We start from the raw sequence: 21,400 nt of genomic DNA, 5'->3' as shown, positions 1-21,400 counted from the left end.
CATGAACAGTACAACCAATATCACGCTGCCGCCGGCAACATTGAACGAACAATCAGGCGACGCACAGTACCTGACATTTCTTATTAACAACGAGATGTTTGCCATCAATATTTTGGGCGTCAAAGAGATCATAGAGTACGGCAACATTACTCCCATTCCCATGATGCCGAGCTTTATCCGCGGGGTGATCAATCTGAGGGGATCCGTGGTATCTGTCGTGGATCTGAGTGCCCGTTTCGGCTGCGCACCCTCAAACATTACGCGCCGAAGCTGCATAGTCATCATTGAAGGCATGCCGCAGCAAGGCGATGAGCCGGCTGGTCATGACATCGGTGTTGTAGTCGATTCAGTATCTGAAGTACTAGGCATCCCCCCATCCGACATCGAACCGCCCCCCAGTTTTGGCGCAAAAATCAGGGCTGACTTCATCAGCGGAATGGGCAAAGTGAATGGCAAGTTCGTCATTCTGATCGACACCGAAAAAGTCCTGTCACTGGAGGAGATGGCCCAGCTCAATGAAATAACCCAGCCGCAGGCTCGTTTACCGCAGAGTAATCTGCAACTTTCCTGAACCGGTATCCACACCATGACATGTAGCAAAAGGACACGCTCATGACTCAATCACTCTTTGGCAAACTCTTCGGCAACGCTACAGCAGAAGCCCACCAGCAGGCTCGGCTACTGACATCTATCAAACAGATCCAGCAAGCATTAATCGAAGATACACCGCCCAGCCCCCTCGATCTCTCCGGTTTTAATGGCGCATTACTAGAGACCGGCCACAGCATCAATGAACTTGTCACTCTGATGAATGACAAGCTGGAGAGCTACAGAGAAGAGCTTCATAACAACCAGAGGCTCCTCCATGAAAATCGGCTGGTTCGCAAAGCACTCGATTGCGCCACAACCAATGTGATGATCGCCGATACCAATTTCGACATTATCTACATGAACGAAGCCGTGACCGAAATGCTCAATACAGCTGAATCTGATATCAAAAAAGAGCTATACAGCTTCAATGCCAATCAGCTGATGGGGGCAAACATCGACAGCTTTCACAAGCATCCCGGCCACCAGCGCGCCATGCTGGCCAAATTGAGCAGCACCTATCGTACCCAAATTAAGCTCGGTGGACGCACCTTCGCCCTGATTGCCAATCCGGTCTTCAATGACAATGGCGAACGGCTTGGTGCCGTTGTCGAATGGGCAGACAGAACCAAGGAGGTGACCATCGAGAGAGAGATGTCTGATCTCGTGCAAGCAGTCATCAACGGCGAACTGCACCACCGCATGGATCTGGCAGGAAAGAGCGGATTTTTCCAAACTATGGGGGAAGGGATCAATCAGATTGCCGAAGTAATCGACAGCACGCTAAGCGATGTCATCCGGATAGTTCAGTCGTTGGCTAAAGGAGACCTGACCCAGCACATTGAAGCCGATTACCCCGGCATATTCGGTACCACCAAGGATGCTCTCAACCAAACCATTGCCTCCCTGACCAATATTGTGACAGAGGTGAGAAGTGCCTCGGATAACTTATCCAGTGCAGCCGAACAGGTTAGTGCAACAGCTCAATCCATCAGCCAGTCGAGTAGTGAACAAGCAGCCAGCATGGAGGAGACCAGCGCATCAATAGAGCAGATGAGTGCCAGCATCAACCAGAACACCGACAACGCCCAAGTCACCGATGGCATGGCCAGCAAGGCCGCGAAAGAGGCGATAGAGGGTGGCGAGGCTGTCAAACTTACCGTTGATGCAATGAAGCAGATAGCCAAACGGATTGGCATCATCGACGACATCGCCTATCAAACCAACTTGCTGGCACTCAATGCGGCAATCGAGGCCGCCCGGGCAGGCGATCATGGCAAAGGCTTTGCCGTAGTTGCAGCTGAAGTTCGCAAGCTGGCCGAGCGCAGCCAGATCGCGGCACAAGAGATTGGTGAGCTCGCGTCCAGCAGTGTAGATATGGCAGAGAAAGCTGGGCATCTTCTGGATCAAATGGTGCCCTCTATCAACAAAACATCGGATCTTGTTCAGGAGATCAGTGCTGCATCGACTGAGCAATCAACCGGCGTCAGCCAGATCAACCTCGCCATGAACCAGCTCAGCCAGGTTACCCAGCAAAATGCATCCTGTAGCGAAGAGCTGGCGGCAACAGCGGAGGAGATGAGCACTCAGGCAGAACAACTACAACTCGCTATGGAGTTCTTCACTCTGGAGGAACCACACAAAGAGAACAAAGCCAACGGCAAGTCTGCGCATCACCATACCAAAGGGCATTTCGTTACCGAGGGGAATAACAAAAACCAGGATCGATTAGCCGGTCAATCGCGTCCACTCAATGATTCTGATTTCGTCCGCTTTTAACCATGAGAAGAGAGGCATTGCCTCTCTTCTGAATATCTCTGGTGGAGGCATAGACACTTGTACCAAATCCAGCTGCATGATGACGAATTCTCCCGTTTCCAACGCTGGCTACATCAGACGGCGGGGATTGATATGTCCCCTGCCAAAAAAGCGCTGGTCGCGAGTCGGCTGGCAAAGCGGGTATGTCACTACGGGCTGGAAAGTTATGACGACTATTTTCAGTTCATCATGGCCGACAGGAGTGGCGAACTGCAACTGGCACTCGATCTGCTCACGACCAATGAAACCTACTTCTTCAGAGAACCCAAGCATTTTGATTTTCTGACCCAGCAGGTTCTCACCCACATACCGGCAGATCGCTCATTGCGGATCTGGAGTGCTGCCAGCTCCTCTGGTGAAGAGCCATACAGCCTTGCCATGACCCTGGCTGAGAAGCGAAACACGCTCGGCTGGGAGATCCTGGCCTCGGATATCTCATCACGGGTGCTTGAGCAGGCGATGAGTGGGCGCTATCCAATAGAGCGTGCCCATAACATACCGCTCTCATTTTTGATGAAATACTGCCTCAAGGGCATCGGCCTGCAGGAGGGTATTTTCATCATTGATCGCAAGTTGCGGGAAAAAGTCCGTTTCATGCAGATCAACCTCAATCAGGAGCTACCCGACATTGGCATGTTTGACGTCATCTTCATCCGTAATGTCATGATCTACTTCAACAAGGAGACCAAAGCACAAGTGTTGCAACGGTTGGTGCCCAAACTGAAACATGGCGGCTATCTGCTGGTCAGCCATGCAGAAAGCCTGCACGGCTTGCCGCATGGTTTGCAGCTTGTCTCTCCCTCCATCTACCAGAAGAGATAACCAGCATGGTACGGGAGGTGATCCTGCAACCGGGTGAGCTCTTCTTTGGCAAGGAAGATGTGCACATAAAAACCTTCCTTGGCTCCTGTGTGGCCATCACCTTGTGGCATCCGGAACAGAAACAGGGCGGTATGTGTCATTACATGTTGCCAACCCGGGGAACACCCGCCACAGAGCTGGATGGGCGCTATGCCGATGAAGCCATCGCCCTGCTGCTGAAGGCGATTGCCCTGTATCCCGCCCCCATTCATGAGTACGAGGTGAAGTTGTTTGGAGGGGGCAACATGTTTGACGCACCAGAGTACATCCAGAGCGACAACAATGTCGCCACCAGAAATATTCAGGCAGCCTGGCAGCTGACCAAACACCTGGGACTTGATATCAAGGCTCATCATCTTGGCCACTATGGCCACCGGAGTCTGATTTTCGAGCTCAATAGCGGTAGTGTCTGGTTGCGCCATCATCGTCTGCCACATCAACGGGAGTCGCGAGAATGAAACAGATCCGGGTCATGCTGGTGGATGATTCCGCCGTGGTCAGACAGGTCTTGCAAGCTGTGTTGGAGCAGGAGCCAGATATCAAGGTTATCGCAACAGCCTCAGACCCGATTTTTGCCCAGGACAAGCTGAAGAAAGAGTGGCCCGATGTCATTATCCTCGATGTGGAGATGCCAAGAATGGATGGCATCACCTTTCTCACCAAGATCATGGCAGAGCACCCAACCCCAGTAGTTATCTGCTCCTCTCTGACCGAAAAAGGAGCTGAAACCACCCTGCAGGCAATGGCGGCCGGAGCGGTCGATATCATCACCAAACCCACCATGGGGATAAAGAGCTTCTTGCAGGAGTCAGCCCATGATCTGGCTATGGCAGTACGAGCCGCTGCTCAAGCCAACATCAAGCGGCTCGGCAAACCGGCGCCCCGCACGACCAATCCCAAACTCAATGCCGATGTCATGTTGTCCCCCAACCAGCACGCCATGGCGCAAACCACCGAACGGCTCATCGCCATCGGCACCTCCACGGGGGGCACCCAGGCTCTGGAAGCTGTCCTGACCGCCCTCCCCCGGGTCAGTCCCGGCATCGTGATCGTGCAGCACATGCCGGAAAAATTTACCGCCATGTTTGCCGAGCGTCTCAACGGGGTGTGTCAGATAGAGGTAAGAGAAGCCAAAAACAATGACAGGGTGATCCCGGGACTGGCGCTGATCGCGCCGGGCGGCAAACACATGATGCTCAAGCGCAGCGGCGCTTATTACCACGTCGAAGTGGTCGATGGCCCTCTTATCAACCGTCATCGCCCCTCGGTAGATGTGTTGTTTCGCTCCGTGGCCAAATATGCCGGCAAGAACGCCACCGGCATCATCATGACCGGCATGGGGGATGATGGTGCCCGGGGATTACGCGAAATGCTGGAAGCTGGTGCCAACACCTATGCCCAAGATGAGGCCTCTTGCGTTGTCTTTGGCATGCCCAAGGAGGCGATCAAACTCTCGGCAGCCCGCCATGTACTTCCTTTGCAGGAGATGCATCATGCCATCCTCGGTAGATAACTCCTTTGACCGGGATCTCCGCCATTGCCCATAAAAAAAGTCCGGCTCCCCAAGGGGAGCCGGACTTTTTACTGCAACCGGAATCAGTCCGATTTCAGGCAAGCAGATTACTCTGCAGCAGGTGCTTCAGCAGCAACCGGAGCATCGGCAGCCGGAGCTGCTTCAGTCGGCGCGTTCGCTTCCTTGATGGAGAGACGTACGCGGCCCTGACGGTCCACTTCCAGTACCTTAACCTTCACCACGTCACCGATCTTCAGGTAGTCGGCCACGTTCTGCACGCGAGCGTCGGTGATCTGGGAGATGTGAACCAGACCATCCTTGCCCGGCAGGATGTTGACGAAAGCGCCGAAGTCGGCCAGACGAACAACCTTGCCTTCATAGATGCGGTTCACTTCGATCTCGGCGGTGATGGCCTCGATACGGCGGATCGCTTCTTTGGCAGCGTCACCGTCAACGGCGGCGATGCGGACAGTACCGTCATCATCCAGCTCGATGTTGGTGCCGGTCTCTTCGGTCAGAGCACGGATCACGGAGCCACCTTTACCGATAACGTCCTTGATCTTCTCTGGGTTGATCTTGATGGTGTGGATGCGCGGAGCGAAATCGGAGATCTCGGCACGGGGAGCCTGGATGGCTTCGTCCATCACTTTCAGGATGTGCAGGCGAGCACCACGAGCTTGCTTCAGGGCAATCTCCATGATCTCTTTGGTGATGCCTTCGATCTTGATGTCCATCTGCAGTGCGGTCACACCTTCGGTGGTACCGGCAACCTTGAAGTCCATGTCGCCCAGGTGATCTTCGTCACCCAGGATGTCGGACAGCACGACGAAACCTTCTTCTTCCTTCACCAGACCCATGGCGATACCGGCAACGGAGGCCTTGATCGGCACACCCGCGTCCATCAGCGCCAGAGAGGAGCCACACACGGAGGCCATGGAGGAAGAACCGTTGGATTCGGTGATTTCAGAAACCACACGAACCACGTACGGGAACTCGTCAGCGCTCGGCATCACAGCAGCAACACCGCGCTTGGCCAGACGGCCGTGACCGATTTCACGACGCTTCGGGCTACCCATCATGCCGGTCTCACCGACGCAGTATGGCGGGAAGTTGTAGTGCAGCATGAAGCGATCGGCTCGGTTGCCGGTCAGCTCGTCGATGTTCTGGGCATCACGCTCGGTACCCAGGGTCGCAACGACCATGGCCTGAGTTTCACCACGGGTGAACAGGGCAGAACCGTGAGCACGCGGCAGAACGCCGGTAGCAACGGACAGGGCACGGATCATCTCGGGATCGCGACCATCGATACGCGGCTCGCCACGTACGACACGACCACGAACGATGCGGCTTTCCAGGCTGTGGAACTCTTCACCGATCTTCTTGGCATCTTCTTCCACACCGGAAGCGATCACCTGCTCAACCACACGGCCCTTGATGGCAGCGATGGTTTCGTAACGAACAGCCTTCTCGGTGATGCGGTAGGCTTCACCCAGCTCGGCGGTCGCCAGCTCGGCAACCTTGGCTTTCAGTGCTTCGTTGACGGCAGGCGGAGTCCAGTCCCACGGCTTGGTGCCGACGGCAGCGGCAAACTCGTTGATCGCATTGATCACGATCTGCATCTGGTCATGACCAAATACCACGGCGCCCAGCATCACCTCTTCGGAGAGGATGGCCGCTTCGGATTCAACCATCAGTACCGCGTTGGCAGTACCGGCAACCACCAGATCCAAATCGCTCTGCGGCAGTTCGGTGGTGGTCGGGTTCAGTACGTACTGACCGTTCATGTAACCCACGCGAGCAGCACCAATCGGGCCGCCAAACGGGATACCGGAGATGGCCAGCGCAGCAGAGGCGCCGATCATGGCAACGATGTCGGGGGATACGGCCGGATTCACGGACATCACGGTCGCAACGACCTGAACCTCATTGAGGAAGCCTTCCGGGAACAGCGGACGAATAGGACGGTCGATCAGACGGGAGATGAGGGTCTCGCCTTCGCTCGGACGGCCTTCACGACGGAAGAAACCACCCGGGATACGACCAGCAGCATAGGTACGCTCCTGGTAGTTGACGGTCAGCGGGAAGAAATCACGGCCGTGATCGGCCTCTTTCTTGCCGACGACGGTCACAAATACGCAGGTATCGTCCATGCTGACCATAACGGCCGCAGTGGCTTGACGGGCCATCACACCGGTTTCCAGAGTGACGGTGTGTTGACCGTACTGGAATGACTTTACAATAGGATTCACGTGAATTTCCTTTTTACAATTTGGCTCTTTAAATTCGCGCACAAGTATACTTGATTCGATGCAAAAGGTAAGCGGCGACGCGAATTCTGTGAGGGCGGCGACAACCTGCGAAGAGCAATAAAAAAGGGGAACCCGGAGGTTCCCCTTTTTCGCGAAATCTGATGGTCGATTAACGACGCAGACCCAGCTTGGCGATCAGAGCAGCATAACGCTCGGAATCTTTACGCTTCAGGTAGTCCAGCAGCTTACGACGCTGGGAAACCATGCGCAGCAGACCGCGACGACCGTGGTGATCCTTGGAGTGCTCCTTGAAGTGACCTTGCAGATGGTTGATCTGGGCAGTCAGCAGGGCAACTTGCACTTCGGGGGAGCCAGTGTCGTTGGCGCAACGAGCGTTGTCAGCAACGATTTGAGCTTTGATCTCAGCATTTAGAGACATGGTAATACTCCAGTAGAGTGTTTAAAGGTTCACAGCCAATCTCTAATTCAGCCGTGAAATGAGGGCGGTATAATAATCGTCCCCGTCCCTTTTCGCAACGATAAAGAGGCGAAACGGGAAAGAGATGCCCTATACCGCCAGAGGATCACTCCTCGTCGTGATAACGCACCAGTCGCTTGGGCGCGACACGGCCATCATCATCAATCTCGCCGACACCGATGAACTCGCGCTCCGGGCCGACTGTCATGCGAACCTGACCGCTGGCCGGTGCCCCCGGTACCTGCACCGCCTGACCCTGATTCACATAGGCGGCGACTACCGCCAGCATGTTCACCTCGGGCAGGGATGCCACGGCGGTATCCATCGGCAGCAGCAGCGGATCGAGCACTTCGCGCGGCGGAATGGTCTCGTTCTTGGCCTGCTCGAAGATGCACTCGAGCTGCTCCAGGGTCAGCATCCGCTCATAGGGATAGCTGGCTACCTGAGTGCGGCGCAGCTGGGTGACGTGAGCACCGCAGCCCAGTACCTCGCCCAGATCATCGACCAGAGAGCGAATGTAGGTACCCTTGCTGCAGTGCACTTCCAGCTTCACCTCGTCCCCTTCAAAGCTGATCAGTTTCAGCTCGAAAATGGTGATGGGACGGGCTTCACGCTCAATCTCGATCCCCTCGCGGGCATACTCGTAGAGCGGACGGCCGTTGTGCTTGAGCGCGGAATACATGGACGGCACCTGCATGATCGGGCCGCGGAACTGGTCCAGCGCCTCGATCAGGGTACCCACAGCCACATTGACCGGACGGGTCGCAACCACTTCACCATCGGAATCGCTGGTGTTGGTGCGCTCACCCAGTTTGGCCGTCACTTCGTAACGCTTGTCGGCATCCAGCAGATACTGGGAAAACTTGGTGGCCTCGCCCAGGCAGATCGGCAGCATGCCGGTCGCCAGCGGGTCAAGCGCACCGGTATGACCGGCCTTGGCGGCGTTATAGATACGCTTGACCTTCTGCAACACATCGTTGGAGGTCAGGCCGGTCGGTTTATCCAGCAGCAGAATGCCGTGAACATCACGGCCCTTGAAACGACGTCTTCGAGTCATCTCAGCCTTTATCCTCAGCGTTATCATCCGCAGCCACGTCGGACTCTTCGTCACGACCCGACTCCGCCATGCGGCGCTTGTCTTCACGGATGGTATTGGTCACCAGGTTGGAGAGACGCATCCCCTCAACCAGCGTCTGATCATAGAAAAAGCGCAGCTCTGGCACCACGCGTAGACGCATGGCACTGCCCAGCAGGCTACGGATGTAACCAGCTGCTTCGGTCAACGCCTTGAGCCCTTCACTGATGCGCTCGGCATCATTTTCCAGCTGCAAGAAGGTGACATAAATCTTGGCGTAGTTAAGGTCACGGGACACTTCCACATCGGAAACGGTCACCATGCCAATGCGCGGGTCTTTCACCTCGCGCTGCAGGATCAGCGCGATTTCACGCTGGATCTGCTGTCCGACCCGACGGGTCCGGCTGAATTCTCTGGCCATATTCTATCCTGCGATAAAAGGGGGCCATGGCCCCCTATTTTGTCTGACTCTCGGCTTACAGAGTCCGTTGGATTTCAACGGTCTCGTAAACTTCGATCTGGTCGCCTTCGCGTACGTCATTGTAGTTCTTGACCGCGATACCACACTCGTAGCCGTTCTTGACTTCGTTGACGTCATCCTTGAAGCGACGCAGGGATTCCAGCTCGCCTTCATAGATAACCACGTTGTCGCGCAGAACGCGAATACGGTTGGAGCGCTTGACCACACCTTCGGTAACCATACAGCCGGCAACTGCGCCAAACTTCGGTGATTTGAAGACGCTGCGCACTTCGGCCAGACCGATGATCTCCTGACGATACTCGGGAGCCAGCTTGCCGCTCATGGCCTGCTTCACTTCGTCGATCAGGTCATAGATGACGGAGTAGTAACGCAGATCCAGGCTCTCGGCTTCGATAACCTTGCGCGCAGAAGCATCGGCACGCACGTTGAAGCCAACCAGGATGGCGCTGGATGCAGCAGCCAGAGTCGCGTCGGTTTCGGTGATACCACCTACGCCGGAACCCACGATCTTCACCTTCACTTCGTCGGTGGAGAGCTTGACCAGCGCATCGCAGATCGCTTCCACAGAACCCTGTACGTCGGCCTTGATCACCACGTTCACTTCGGAGACTTCGCCTTCGGTCATGTTGGAGAACATGTTCTCCAGCTTGGCCTTCTGCTGGCGAGCCAGTTTGACTTCGCGGAACTTGCCCTGACGATAGAGAGCCACTTCGCGGGCTTTCTTCTCGTCACGAACCACAGTCGCTTCGTCACCGGCAGACGGAACACCGGACAGACCAAGGATTTCCACCGGCAGGGACGGACCCGCTTCCTTGATTTCGCGGCCCAGTTCGTCACGCATGGCACGGACACGACCGTATTCGAGACCACATAGAACGATGTCGCCCTGACGCAGAGTACCTTCCTGAACCAGCACGGTCGCAACCGGACCACGGCCCTTGTCGAGGAAGGATTCGATGACCACACCGTTGGCCATGCCGTCGACTACGGCTTTCAGCTCCAGCACTTCGGCCTGGATCAGAATGGCTTCCAGCAGGTCGTCGATGCCCTGGCCGGACTTGGCAGAAACGTGCACGAACTGGCAGTCTCCACCCCAATCTTCGGACATGACGTTGTAACGAGCCAGCTCGGTCTTGACGCGGTCCGGATCTGCTTCAGGCTTGTCGATCTTGTTGACCGCAACAACCAGCGGCACACCGGCAGCCTTGGCGTGCTGGATAGCTTCGATGGTCTGCGGCATCACGCCGTCGTCAGCAGCAACAACCAGAACAACGATGTCGGTCGCCTTGGCACCACGAGCACGCATGGAGGTAAACGCCGCGTGACCCGGAGTATCCAGGAAGGTGATCATGCCGCTGTCGGTCTGAACGTGGTAAGCACCGATGTGCTGGGTAATACCACCGGCTTCGCCAGCAGCAACCTTGGCCTTACGGATGTAGTCCAGCAGCGAGGTCTTGCCGTGGTCAACGTGACCCATGATGGTCACAACCGGCGCGCGCGGCTTGGCTTCGGAGGTCTCGTCACGATCGGACAGTACCGCCTCTTCCAGCTCGTTCTCGCGACGCAGCACAACCTTGTGACCCATCTCCTCGGCGACCAGCTGAGCGGTCTCCTGGTCGATCACCTGGTTGATGGTGGCCATGGCGCCCATCTTCATCATCACCTTGATGACTTCAACACCCTTGACGGCCATCTTGTTGGCCAGCTCGGCCACTGTGATGGTCTCGCCGATGATGACGTCACGGTTGACGGCAGCTGCCGGCTTGTTGAAGCCGTGCTTCATTGCGTTCGGGGTAGCAACCTTGCCACGCTTGCCCTTGCGAGCGCGCGGATCACGGGAGTTGCGGTCGTTGCGATCATCATCGCGACGGCCCACTTTCTTCGGACCTTTGGCGGCAGCGGCAGTACGACGGCTGCTCTCTTCCTTGCGATCCAGCTCATCTTCAGCAGCTTGGGCGTGCTTGGAGGTGGTCACATGGTAGTCGCTGCTCTCTTTGGCGCGAGCCGCTTCTTCTTCAGCCCAGCGGGCTGCATTCTGCTCTGCCATGACACGAGCCTCTTCGGCTTTCTTGGCGGCGAGCTCTTCAGCTTTTTGCAAAGCTGTCTGTTCCTGTTGGCGCTTCAGTTCTTCTGCTTCGCGCTTGGCCATCTTTTCTGCCTCTTGCTGAGCTGTGCTACTGGCTGCTTTGGCGGGCTGTTGAGCCTGTCGAGCCTTTTGTTGTGCCTCGATTCGCGCCTTTTCCTCAGCTTCACGACGAGCCTGCTCAGCCTCACGGCGAGCCTTCTCTTCCGCTTCGAGACGAGCCTTATCTTCGGCCTCGCGACGAGCTTTTGCTTCTGCTTCCAAACGCGCTGTTTCCTCGGCTTCCGCCTGACGCTGTTCTTCTTCCAGCGCCGAACGTCTTACATAGGTGCGAGATTTGCGTACTTCTACCTGCACTTCTTTGTTCTTGCCACCAGTACCCTGCACACTGATGGTGCTTTTGGTCTTGCGCTGCAAAGTCATGCGAGCAGGAGCGGCAACCTCGTCACCACCATGCTGTTTCTTCAAGTGTGCCAGCAGGGTCTGCTTTTCAGACTCGCTAACCATGTCGTCGGCCTTGCTCTTGCTGATACCGGCATCGACAAATTGCTGGAGAAGACGATCAACCGGTGTGTCGATGTCAGTGGCAAGTTGTTTGACTGATACTTCTGCCATTCATTTTCCTCCGTTTGATCTTACTTAAGACTGCTCTTCTCCGAACCAACAGATATTGCGAGCAGCCATAATGAGCTCACCAGCCTTCTCGGCAGTCAGCCCTTCAATACCAGCAAGGTCATCAATGCCTTGCTCAGCCAAATCTTCCAGGGTACCAACACCACGACCGGCCATGGCGTAAGCCAGTTCGCGACTCAGACCGTTCAGATTGAGCAGGTCTTCAGACGGCTCGACGCCATCGAAGGACTCCTCTTTGGCCAGTGCCTTGGTGGTCAGTGCATCTTTGGCACGCTTGCGCAGCTCTTCGACCATGTCTTCATCCAGACCGTCGATAGCCAGCAGTTCATTGACCGGAACGAAGGCGATCTCTTCCAGAGTGGAGAAACCCTCTTCCATCAGCAGGCCGGCGAAATCGTCGTCGATGTCCAGAGTGCTGGTGAACAGGTTCATGATGCGGTCGTTTTCAGCCTGGTGCTTGGCACGCATGTCCTCAACGGTCATCACGTTCAGCTCCCAACCGGTCAGCTGGGAAGCCAGACGCACGTTCTGACCGTTGCGACCGATGGCCTGAGCCAGGTTGGCGGCTTCCACGGCGATGTCCATGGTGTGGTTGTCTTCATCAACGATGATGGAGGCCACATCGGCAGGCGCCATGGCATTGATCACGTACTGGGCGGGGTTGTCATCGTACAGCACGATGTCGGCACGCTCACCGCTCAACTCGGCGGAGACAGCTTGCACACGGGCGCCACGCATACCGATACAGGCACCGATCGGGTCGATACGACGATCGTTGGTCTTCACCGCGATCTTGGCGCGGGAACCCGGATCTCGGGCCGCGCCCATGATTTCGATCATCTCTTCACCGATTTCCGGTACTTCGATGCGGAACAGCTCTTTCAGGAAGTCAGGGCTGGAGCGGCTGACGAACAGCTGGGAACCACGCGCTTCCGGACGTACTGCATACAGCAGGCCGCGAACGCGGTCACCCGGACGGAAGGTTTCACGCGGCAGCATGTCGTCGCGGAAAATCACGGCCTCGGCATTGCTGCCCAGATCCAGGATCACGTTGTCGCGGTTGCTCTTCTTGACCACGCCGCTGATGATCGTGCCTTCTTTGTCCTTGAACTGGTCAACGACTTGTGAACGCTCGGCTTCGCGCACTTTCTGCACGATAACCTGCTTGGCAGTCTGGGTAGTAATACGGTCGAAGGTGACGGAATCGATCTGGTCTTCAACGTAATCACCAATCTGGATCTCCGGCTGCTCGATTTGGGCTGCTTCCAGAGTGATCTCGGCGTAAGGGTTCTCCATTGCGGCTTGATCCGCAATCACCACCCAACGGCGATAGGTGTCGTAGTCACCGGTCTTGCGATCGATTTCAACGCGCACTTCAATCTCGCCTTCATATTTCTTCTTGGTCGCAGTCGCCAGCGCAGTCTCCAGAGCCTGGAAGATCTTCTCGCGGGGTACAGCTTTCTCGTTGGATACTGCGTCAACGACCAGCAAAATCTCTTTATTCATATCCGATAGCCTCGTTAACCAAAGTTCGGCACTATGTTCGCTTTTTGGATATTGGTGAAAGCCAACACTTCGTCCTTACCATCTACCGTCAGAGTGATCATGTCGCCCTGCACGGCTTTGATTACGCCTTTGAACTTGCGGCGGTTGTTTGTTGCCATCCGAAGCGTTACCGCCGCCTCTTGGCCAACGTATTTTTCGAACTGGGCAACCTTGAACAGGGGGCGATCCAGACCCGGGGAAGATACCTCGAGGTAATACTCCTCGGTGATGGGATCTTCTACGTCCATAATGGCGCCAACCTGATGGCTGACCTCAGCACAGTTCTCAACGGTCACGCCCTGCTCGCCGTCGATATAGACGCGCAAGGTGGAGTGTTTACCCGCACGGATAAACTCAATACCCCAAAGTTCAAAACCCAAGGCAACGACCGGAGCCTCGAGCAGATCGGTCAAACGTTGTTCCAACGTAGCCAAAGTCACCCTCCGAAAAACAAAAAAAGGGCATAAAGCCCAGATAGAGATCGATTCAGAGTAAATCGCACATAACAAAAAGCCCCGATGTCAAATCGGGGCTTGGCGCTTTACCCTGATTGTCGCCTCGCAGCGACCGCCTTCCTGAGCGTAGGAAATGCGTGAAAGTTGGTTGCGGGGGCCGGATTTGAACCGACGACCTTCGGGTTATGAGCCCGACGAGCTACCGAGCTGCTCCACCCCGCGTCCGAAATCGTGCGAGATTATAGCCACTTCATTCTTTCTATACAAGACTGACTTGGCTATAACATCCCGGTTACCCGGGTCACTACTTAATTGGTGCCGTGGGCGGGACTCGAACCCGCACACCCTAGAGCACTACCCCCTCAAGATAGCGTGTCTACCAATTCCACCACCACGGCAAAACTCTTACTCGGGAACGTCAGTATCTTTCTTCACTGGCGCTTTGGTCTGCTCAACCTGTTGGGTTTGTTGCAGATTTTCCCATTCGCTGCCCTGTTTGACCTTGTTGCTGGACATAGAGCCGAGCACCAGGCTGATTACGAAAAACAGAGTAGCCAAAATCGCTGTTGTTCGGGTCAGGAAACTGCCTGAACCACTGGAGCCGAATACTGTGTTCGATGCCCCCGCGCCGAAGGAGGCGCCCATATCAGCCCCTTTACCTTGCTGAATCATCACCAGACCAATCAGAGCCAGTGAAACCAGCAGATAAACGACTAAAAGAATCTCGTACATTTAACTTGCACCCTTTGCCGCTTCAACAATTCCTAAAAACGCATCGCTATCGAGACTCGCTCTGCCAATCAATCCGCCATCTACGTCGGGTTGGGCAAACAAATCTCTCGCATTGGTCGGCGTCACGCTCCCACCATAGATGATTCTGATCTTCTCACCTATTACCGGAGTATCCTCCGCCAAGCGACCACGAATAAAGGAATGAACCTCTTGTGCCTGCTCGGGTGTGGCGCATTTACCTGTACCTACAGCCCAAATCGGCTCGTAGGCGATGATAGCATTATCGAAAGCCATTGCGCCATTTTTCTCTATGACGATATCCAGCTCTTCTGCGATCACCTCGAAGGTTCTTCTCGCTTGCCTTGCTGCACCTGACTCACCCAAACAGAGGATGGGAATCAGACCTGCCGCTCTGGCTGCCGCAAACTTCTCTGCGACGATAAAGCTGGTCTCACCAAAGAGACGCCTGCGCTCGGAGTGCCCTACTAAGACGTATCGACACCCTGCCTCGACCAGCATCTCACACGAGACTTCACCCGTGTAAGCGCCCGTTTCGTGCTGACTCACATTCTGAGCCCCCAACCCTATCACTTTCTGCTCGCTGAGCAGTGAGGTGGTAAAGTCGAGATGCACATGGGACGGGCAGATAACAACATCTACATCACCATCAACACCTTTCAGGCACTGACTCGTAAACTGTTCTAACTGCGACCTACTACCGTGCAACTTCCAGTTGGCTGCTACAAACGGCTTGCGATGTCCCATCGGCAACTCCCTTGCGAAAGCGGGGCTGATAATATCCAGAGGATTGTCAGCTGACAAGTGCTATTTTCATTTTTTTGAATCGATTGAACAAGATACAACCAGGGCGGCTAAAAAGCCGCCCTGAACGCTCATTAAAACGCCGACTCAACCTGATCGGCAATGCGCTGAGCCATATCACGCACCTGTTGCTCGTGCTCCCCTTCCACCATGACCCGGATCAGGGGCTCGGTACCGGATTTACGCAACAACACGCGGCCACGACCGCCCAGTTCCTGTTCAACCTTGGCGACCTCCTGCTTGACCGCTTCTGCAGCCAGCGGATCCTTTCCTTCGGCAAAGCGCACATTCACCAGTACTTGCGGGAACTTGCTCATGCCGGAGCGCAGCTTGGCCAGCGGCATCTCGGCACTGCGCATGGCGGTGAGCACCTGCAAGGCGGCCACGATGCCATCACCCGTAGTGGTCTGATCAAGACAGATGATGTGACCGGAGTTCTCGCCACCGATACGCCAGCCCTTCTCTTCCATCATCTCCAACACGTAGCGGTCACCCACCTTGGCACGGGCAAACGGGATACCCAGTGTTTGCAACGCCAGTTCCAGACCCATGTTGGCCATCAGGGTGCCGACGACACCTCCCTTGAGACGACCGTTGCGCAAGGCGTCCCGCGCGATGATATAGAGGATCTCGTCACCGTCGATCAGGTAGCCGGTGTGATCCACCATGATCAGGCGATCGCCGTCACCATCGAATGCCACGCCGAGATCCGCCTTGCACTCCAGCACCTTGGCAACCAGTGCCTCGGGGGCAGTCGAGCCAACGCCATCGTTGATATTGAGGCCATCCGGAGAGCAGCCCATGGTGATCACCTCGGCCCCGAGCTCACGGAACACTGAAGGCGCGATATGGTAGGTTGCCCCGTGACCACAATCGACCACCATCTTCAACCCGTCCAGATTCATATTGGAAGGGAAGGTGCTCTTGCAGAACTCGATATAGCGGCCAGCTGCATCATCGATACGCAGTGCTTTGCCGAGCTCGGCAGATTCAACGCACTTGAGCTCGTGATCAAGCTCAGCCTCAATGGCCATCTCGACTTCGTCAGGCAGTTTGGTGCCGTCGGCTGAGAAGAACTTGATGCCGTTGTCATAGAAGGGGTTGTGCGAGGCGCTGATAACGATGCCGGCCTCGGCACGGAAGGTGCGGGTCAGGTAGGCAACGGCCGGAGTTGGCATGGGGCCCATCAGTATGGCTTTGAGACCGGCGGCTGAGAGACCTGCTTCCAGCGCTGATTCCAGCATATAGCCAGAGATTCGGGTGTCTTTGCCAATCAGCACCTTTTTGGTGCCCTTCTTGGAGAGCACCTTACCCGCGGCCCAGCCCAGCTTCATTACAAAATCAGGAGTAATGGGATATTCGCCGACTTTGCCGCGCACACCATCTGTGCCGAAATACTTTCTTGCCATTGTCTGTTCTCTTTATTATCTGGAAATAAAATCTTGTCCCGTCATGGCCTGCCAGCCGACTCGCAACGCATCCATGGTCTCCCGCACATCGTGAACCCTGATGATCCTGGCTCCGTGCTGCATGCCGATAAGGGCACAAGCCAGACTGCCAGCCAGACGTTCACCCACAGGGCGGTTCAGCAGGTTGCCTATCATAGACTTTCGCGACATTCCCACCAAGAGCGGAAGACCGTAGTCAAGCAACTCTCCCTGGGCGGCCAGGAGCTGATAGTTGTGTGCCAGCGTCTTGCCAAAACCGTATCCCGGATCCAGCAGCAGCTGCTCACGGGCTATTCCGGCGGCCAGGCAGGCTGCGATCCGTTCGTCAAAGAAGGCTCTCACCTCTCCCACCAGATCGTCATAATGCGGCTCGACCTGCATGGTTCTCGGCTGCCCCTGCATATGCATCAAGCAAACCGGAACGCGCGCTTCAGCGGCAGCATCAAGCGCTCCCGGCTCCTGCAGCGCCCTCACATCGTTGATCAGATGGGCACCCGCCTTGCAACCCTCCCGCATCACAGCCGCTTTGGAGGTATCGAGAGAGATCATCACGTCCAGCTCACGGGCAATCTGCGCCACAACAGGAATGACCCTGTCCAGCTCCTCCTGCTCGCTCACATCGGGCGCACCTGGGCGGGTAGACTCGCCACCGATGTCGATGAGGGTTGCGCCATCCGAGACCATTTGCCGCGCATGGGCTATTGCCCGTTCAAACTGGTTGAAATTACCGCCATCGGAGAAGGAGTCGGGCGTCACATTGAGGATCCCCATCACATGGGGACGATCGAGAGAGAGGCTGAGCCCCTTGCTGGTTAACTGCATGTTCACATCCATCTGATAAAGAAAAACCCCGGGCAAGCCCGGGGTTTGGAGAGTCACGATTATTTGGCCGGAGCGTCGTTGGCTTTGTCGATAGTGACATCCACCACCGGTGCAGCCTCATCGGCTGGCTTGGCCTCGGCAGCCACGGTAGAACCACCTTGCGGGGTATCTCCGTGCTCGTCATGCCAGTTGCTCGGAGCACGTACCTCGCGACGAGCCATCAGATCATCGATCTGTTTGGCGTCGATGGTCTCGTACTTCATCAGCGCATCTTTCATGCTGTGCAACACGTCCATGTTATCCAAAAGGATCTGCTTGGAACGGGCGTAGTTGCGGTCGATGACCTGCTTGACCTCGGCATCGATGACGCGAGCGGTATCGTCGGACATGTGCTTGGCCTTGGCCATGCTGCGACCGAGGAACACTTCACCATCTTCTTCCGCGTAGAGCATTGGGCCGAGACGCTCGGACATACCCCACTGAGTCACCATCTTGCGTGCAATGTCTGTTGCCCGCTCGATGTCGTTGGAAGCACCGGTGGAGACCTTCTCGGCACCGTAGATCAGCTCCTCTGCCAGACGACCACCATACAGGCTGGAAATCATCGACTCCAGGTGCTGCTTGGAGTGGCTCCAGCGATCCTGCTCCGGCAGATACATGGTCACACCCAGCGCACGACCACGCGGAATGATGGAAACCTTGTAAACCGGGTCATGATCCGGAACCAGACGACCAATGATGGCGTGACCGGCTTCGTGATAGGCAGTCATCTCTTTCTCGGACTCTTTCATCACCATGGAGCGACGTTCTGCGCCCATCATGATCTTGTCCTTTGCCTTCTCGAACTCGGCCATGGAGACCACTCGGCGGCTCTCACGGGCAGAGAAGAGGGCTGCTTCGTTGACAAGGTTGGCCAAATCCGCACCGGAGAAACCGGGGGTACCACGAGCAATCAGAGCCGGGTTGACGTCATCCGCCAGCGGCACTTTGCGCATGTGCACTTTCAGGATCTGTTCGCGGCCACGGACATCCGGCAGACCCACCACAACCTGACGGTCGAAACGGCCAGGACGCAGCAATGCCGGATCCAGTACGTCAGGACGGTTGGTAGCAGCGATAACGATAATGCCTTCGTTGCCCTCAAAGCCATCCATCTCGACCAGCATCTGGTTAAGAGTCTGCTCACGCTCATCGTGCCCACCGCCCAGACCGGCACCACGCTGGCGACCGACCGCATCAATTTCATCAATGAAGATGATGCAAGGGGAGGATTTCTTGGCCTGCTCGAACATGTCGCGTACCCGGGAGGCACCGACACCCACGAACATCTCCACGAAATCGGAACCCGAAATGGTGAAGAAAGGCACCTTGGCCTCACCCGCAATGGCCTTGGCCAGCAGGGTTTTACCGGTACCGGGAGGACCAACCAGCAGTACGCCGGTCGGGATCTTGCCGCCCAGTTTCTGGAATTTGCTCGGGTCGCGCAGATAGTCGACCAGCTCCTTCACCTCTTCCTTGGCTTCATCGCAACCAGCGACATCAGCAAAAGTAGTCTTGATCTGATCTTCACTCATCAGGCGAGCCTTGCTCTTGCCAAACGACATGGCGCCTTTGCCACCGCCGCCCTGCATCTGGCGCATGAAGAAGACCCAGACACCGATCAGCAACAGCATCGGGAACCAGGAGATGAAGATAGAGGTCAGCAAAGACGGCTCTTCCGGCTTCTCGCCCATCACCTTGACGTTGTGATTGAGCATGTCGTTGAGGAGCTGGGGATCCGGCGCAGGAATGATGGTGGTGAAACGCTCACCAGTACGCTTGACGCCATTAATGACCTTACCGTCCATCCGCACTTCACGGATCTGCTCTTGGGTCACCTCTTTAACGAAGCTGGAATAGTCCAGCTGGCGACTGGAGGTATCGCTGGGGCTGAAGCTATTGAACACCGACATCAACACGACGGCGATGACCAGCCACAGGATTAAATTTTTCGCCATGTCACTCAAATCAGTAACCTCGCAGACTGACAGTTAACGATGAAGGTTAGGGTACTACAGTTTAAAACCGGTAGCCACAATGTAGACTTCCCGTGAACGAGCGCGGGACGAGTCTGGTTTACGAATTTTGACAGTGGTAAAAAGTTGACGAATTTCATTGAGATAGGCATCAAACCCTTCTCCCTGAAACACTTTCACCACGAAACTGCCGTCACCACGCAATACCTGATTGCACATGTCCAGCGCCAGTTCGACCAGATACATGGAACGTGCCTGATCCACCTGCTGGGTACCGCTCATGTTCGGCGCCATGTCGGACATGACGACATCCACCTTGTCCGGGCCGACCCGTTCCAGCAGCGCGCCCAGTACAGCTTCCTCCCGAAAGTCGCCCTGAAGGAAATCGACACCGGCGATGGAATCCATCGGCAGAATATCGCAGGCGATCACCCGCCCCTTGTCACCGACCTGGTCGATGGCGAACTGGGACCAGCCACCGGGGGCCGCCCCCAAATCCACCACCGTCATGCCCGGCTTGAGCAGTTTGTCCTTGCCCTGGATCTCGTCGATCTTGAACACGGCACGGGATCTCAGTCCCAACTTCTGGGCTTTTTTGACGTATTGATCGTCAAAATGCTCTTTTAACCAGCGGGTTGAACTGGGGGAATGTTTTTTCTGGGTCATGATAATCGACTTTAAAAAACCACAAGGGTTATTAGTATTAAGGGCTAAGTGGGGGTAGAATACGCCCCTTTCAACCCTGACTTATGAAGAAATTGCGATGATTCTCAACAACAAACAGAAACAGTACCTCAAGGGCCTTGCCCACAGCCTCAAACCTGTCGTCCTGCTGGGTCAGCATGGTCTGACCGAAGGCGTACTGGCCGAGATCGATCTGGCACTGAACCATCACGAGCTGATCAAGGTTAAGGTTGCGTCTGAAGATCGTGAGATGAAACAACTGGTTATGGATGCCATTGTCCGTGAAACCGGTTCAGTCAAAGTACAGAGCATGGGCCATGTGCTGACCATTTATCGTCAGGCCAACGAACCCAAGATCCAGCTGCCCCGCAAATAAAAGGAAAGAGCGCTGCTCTTTCCTTCTTCCACTTCTTCCCGAGTCGCTTGCCAAAGTAGTCGCCAACCCCTTAACCTGCGATGAATACTTCCGGACACGCGCTATGGCTCACCATCAAATTCTAACCGACGATGAGCTGGCCATGCTGCGGGACTTGGGGAGCAATCAGGAGAGTCATCTCCTGAGTGGTCACCTCGACGGCCCTATGCTTGGCTTGCTGCAAAAAGCCGACAACCTCGTACTCGAAGCTCGCTTCGCAGGACACCAGCTACGCTTTCCCCTCACCTTTACCCAAAGAGAAGACGGCTTTATCGAGCCACGTCTATCCGCTCCGGTGATCAGGGAGCTGGGGTTCGCCCGTCCTCGCGCCTGGCGACTCAGCCAGAAAGCGCGGTTGCGTACCGAGCAGGGGCACTATCAGGTGCTCAGCCTCTCCCTCAACGGACTCATCGTGGAGAACATGCCTCTCGGCATGGTGGCGGATACACAGCTCAACGGCGAACTCTGTCTCGATGAGGAGGAACCTCTGCCACTGCAGGGACGATTGGTCAGGTTAATCAAATCCAACCCGACCAGCGCCACCTGGGCGAGCAGCTTCCAGATGAGCGAAAGCGACATAGAGCGCCTGCGCCACTGGTTGTTTCAACGTCATCAGGATGCCTTTACCGAGGCCTATCAGGCCGGGTAAAGAGAAACAGGGGAGCACCCGCTCCCCTGTCCCA

At 55.8% G+C, this 21,400-nt stretch carries 20 protein-coding genes and 2 tRNA genes; 7 read left to right on the top strand and 15 right to left on the bottom strand.

Annotation, left to right across the window (positions count from 1 at the left end):
* Position 1 precedes the first annotated feature (1 nt).
* The 5 genes from LG31_RS0109165 to LG31_RS0109145 are packed head-to-tail and all read left to right on the top strand — an operon-like array spanning position 2 to position 4,780.
* Positions 2 to 571 carry a chemotaxis protein CheW gene (locus LG31_RS0109165; protein ID WP_033114168.1) on the top strand — a complete coding sequence of 190 codons (570 nt, stop codon included), beginning with the start codon at positions 2 to 4 and terminating at the stop codon, positions 569 to 571.
* A 41-nt stretch (positions 572 to 612) separates the two neighbouring features.
* Positions 613 to 2,367 carry a methyl-accepting chemotaxis protein gene (locus LG31_RS0109160; RefSeq protein WP_033114167.1) on the top strand — a complete coding sequence of 585 codons (1,755 nt, stop codon included), beginning with the start codon at positions 613 to 615 and terminating at the stop codon, positions 2,365 to 2,367.
* Positions 2,368 to 2,424: 57 nt separating this feature from the next.
* Positions 2,425 to 3,228: a CheR family methyltransferase gene (locus LG31_RS0109155; RefSeq protein ID WP_033114166.1), complete on the top strand. Its 804-nt coding sequence runs from the start codon at positions 2,425 to 2,427 to the stop codon at positions 3,226 to 3,228.
* 5 nt (positions 3,229 to 3,233) lie between these two features.
* Complete coding sequence (cheD, locus tag LG31_RS0109150) at positions 3,234 to 3,725, top strand: chemoreceptor glutamine deamidase CheD (protein WP_033114165.1); 492 nt, start codon at positions 3,234 to 3,236, stop codon at positions 3,723 to 3,725.
* Entirely contained in the window at positions 3,722 to 4,780 is a 1,059-nt protein-coding gene (locus LG31_RS0109145) for a protein-glutamate methylesterase/protein-glutamine glutaminase (RefSeq protein WP_033114164.1), read from the top strand. The genes cheD and LG31_RS0109145 overlap by 4 nt, the downstream gene beginning before the upstream one ends.
* 107 nt (positions 4,781 to 4,887) lie before the next feature.
* Here LG31_RS0109145 and pnp read toward each other — a convergent pair whose 3' ends face one another.
* The 15 genes from pnp to rlmE form a co-directional block, all read right to left on the bottom strand.
* On the bottom strand, positions 4,888 to 7,029 hold the full coding sequence (gene pnp / locus LG31_RS0109140; RefSeq protein ID WP_033114163.1) for a polyribonucleotide nucleotidyltransferase: 2,142 nt from the start codon (positions 7,027 to 7,029) through the stop codon (positions 4,888 to 4,890).
* 169 nt (positions 7,030 to 7,198) lie between these two features.
* A complete protein-coding gene (rpsO, locus tag LG31_RS0109135; RefSeq protein ID WP_005338797.1) occupies positions 7,199 to 7,468 on the bottom strand; it encodes a 30S ribosomal protein S15 in 270 nt (89 codons plus the stop codon).
* A 145-nt stretch (positions 7,469 to 7,613) separates the two neighbouring features.
* Entirely contained in the window at positions 7,614 to 8,564 is a 951-nt protein-coding gene (gene truB / locus LG31_RS0109130) for a tRNA pseudouridine(55) synthase TruB (RefSeq protein ID WP_033114162.1), read from the bottom strand.
* Between the two features lies 1 nt (position 8,565).
* A complete protein-coding gene (rbfA, locus tag LG31_RS0109125; protein WP_033114161.1) occupies positions 8,566 to 9,003 on the bottom strand; it encodes a 30S ribosome-binding factor RbfA in 438 nt (145 codons plus the stop codon).
* A 55-nt stretch (positions 9,004 to 9,058) separates the two neighbouring features.
* Positions 9,059 to 11,761: a translation initiation factor IF-2 gene (gene infB / locus LG31_RS0109120; protein WP_033114160.1), complete on the bottom strand. Its 2,703-nt coding sequence runs from the start codon at positions 11,759 to 11,761 to the stop codon at positions 9,059 to 9,061.
* Between the two features lie 24 nt (positions 11,762 to 11,785).
* Positions 11,786 to 13,285: a transcription termination factor NusA gene (nusA, locus tag LG31_RS0109115; RefSeq protein WP_033114159.1), complete on the bottom strand. Its 1,500-nt coding sequence runs from the start codon at positions 13,283 to 13,285 to the stop codon at positions 11,786 to 11,788.
* 14 nt (positions 13,286 to 13,299) lie between these two features.
* Entirely contained in the window at positions 13,300 to 13,758 is a 459-nt protein-coding gene (gene rimP, locus LG31_RS0109110) for a ribosome maturation factor RimP (RefSeq protein ID WP_005343544.1), read from the bottom strand.
* Positions 13,759 to 13,924: 166 nt separating this feature from the next.
* A tRNA-Met gene (locus LG31_RS0109105) sits at positions 13,925 to 14,001 on the bottom strand.
* A gap of 91 nt (positions 14,002 to 14,092) precedes the next feature.
* Positions 14,093 to 14,177 (bottom strand) — tRNA-Leu (locus tag LG31_RS0109100).
* 7 nt (positions 14,178 to 14,184) lie between these two features.
* Complete coding sequence (gene secG, locus LG31_RS0109095; RefSeq protein WP_005343541.1) at positions 14,185 to 14,511, bottom strand: preprotein translocase subunit SecG; 327 nt, start codon at positions 14,509 to 14,511, stop codon at positions 14,185 to 14,187.
* Positions 14,512 to 15,276, bottom strand: a complete 765-nt coding sequence (tpiA, locus tag LG31_RS0109090) for a triose-phosphate isomerase (protein WP_033114158.1) — start codon at positions 15,274 to 15,276, stop codon at positions 14,512 to 14,514.
* A 131-nt stretch (positions 15,277 to 15,407) separates the two neighbouring features.
* Entirely contained in the window at positions 15,408 to 16,742 is a 1,335-nt protein-coding gene (gene glmM / locus LG31_RS0109085) for a phosphoglucosamine mutase (protein ID WP_033114157.1), read from the bottom strand.
* Positions 16,743 to 16,757: 15 nt separating this feature from the next.
* A complete protein-coding gene (gene folP / locus LG31_RS0109080; RefSeq protein WP_033114156.1) occupies positions 16,758 to 17,603 on the bottom strand; it encodes a dihydropteroate synthase in 846 nt (281 codons plus the stop codon).
* Between the two features lie 59 nt (positions 17,604 to 17,662).
* Positions 17,663 to 19,609, bottom strand: a complete 1,947-nt coding sequence (gene ftsH, locus LG31_RS0109075) for an ATP-dependent zinc metalloprotease FtsH (RefSeq protein WP_033114155.1) — start codon at positions 19,607 to 19,609, stop codon at positions 17,663 to 17,665.
* 45 nt (positions 19,610 to 19,654) lie between these two features.
* On the bottom strand, positions 19,655 to 20,284 hold the full coding sequence (gene rlmE, locus LG31_RS0109070; protein WP_033114154.1) for a 23S rRNA (uridine(2552)-2'-O)-methyltransferase RlmE: 630 nt from the start codon (positions 20,282 to 20,284) through the stop codon (positions 19,655 to 19,657).
* Positions 20,285 to 20,381: 97 nt separating this feature from the next.
* On the opposite strand from rlmE, the gene yhbY reads away from it, so the two are divergent.
* Together yhbY and LG31_RS0109060 are read left to right on the top strand one after the other, a co-directional pair.
* Positions 20,382 to 20,678 carry a ribosome assembly RNA-binding protein YhbY gene (yhbY, locus tag LG31_RS0109065; RefSeq protein ID WP_033114153.1) on the top strand — a complete coding sequence of 99 codons (297 nt, stop codon included), beginning with the start codon at positions 20,382 to 20,384 and terminating at the stop codon, positions 20,676 to 20,678.
* A 103-nt stretch (positions 20,679 to 20,781) separates the two neighbouring features.
* Positions 20,782 to 21,366 (top strand): hypothetical protein, encoded by a 585-nt coding sequence (locus tag LG31_RS0109060; protein WP_033114152.1) that lies wholly within the window; start codon positions 20,782 to 20,784, stop codon positions 21,364 to 21,366.
* Positions 21,367 to 21,400: the final 34 nt, after the last annotated feature.

Source organism: Aeromonas lacus (assembly GCF_000764665.1).
GTDB lineage: Bacteria > Pseudomonadota > Gammaproteobacteria > Enterobacterales > Aeromonadaceae > Aeromonas > Aeromonas lacus.
The sequence above is the reverse complement of the archived record's forward strand: the minus strand, read 5'-3'. Positions and strand labels throughout refer to the sequence as shown.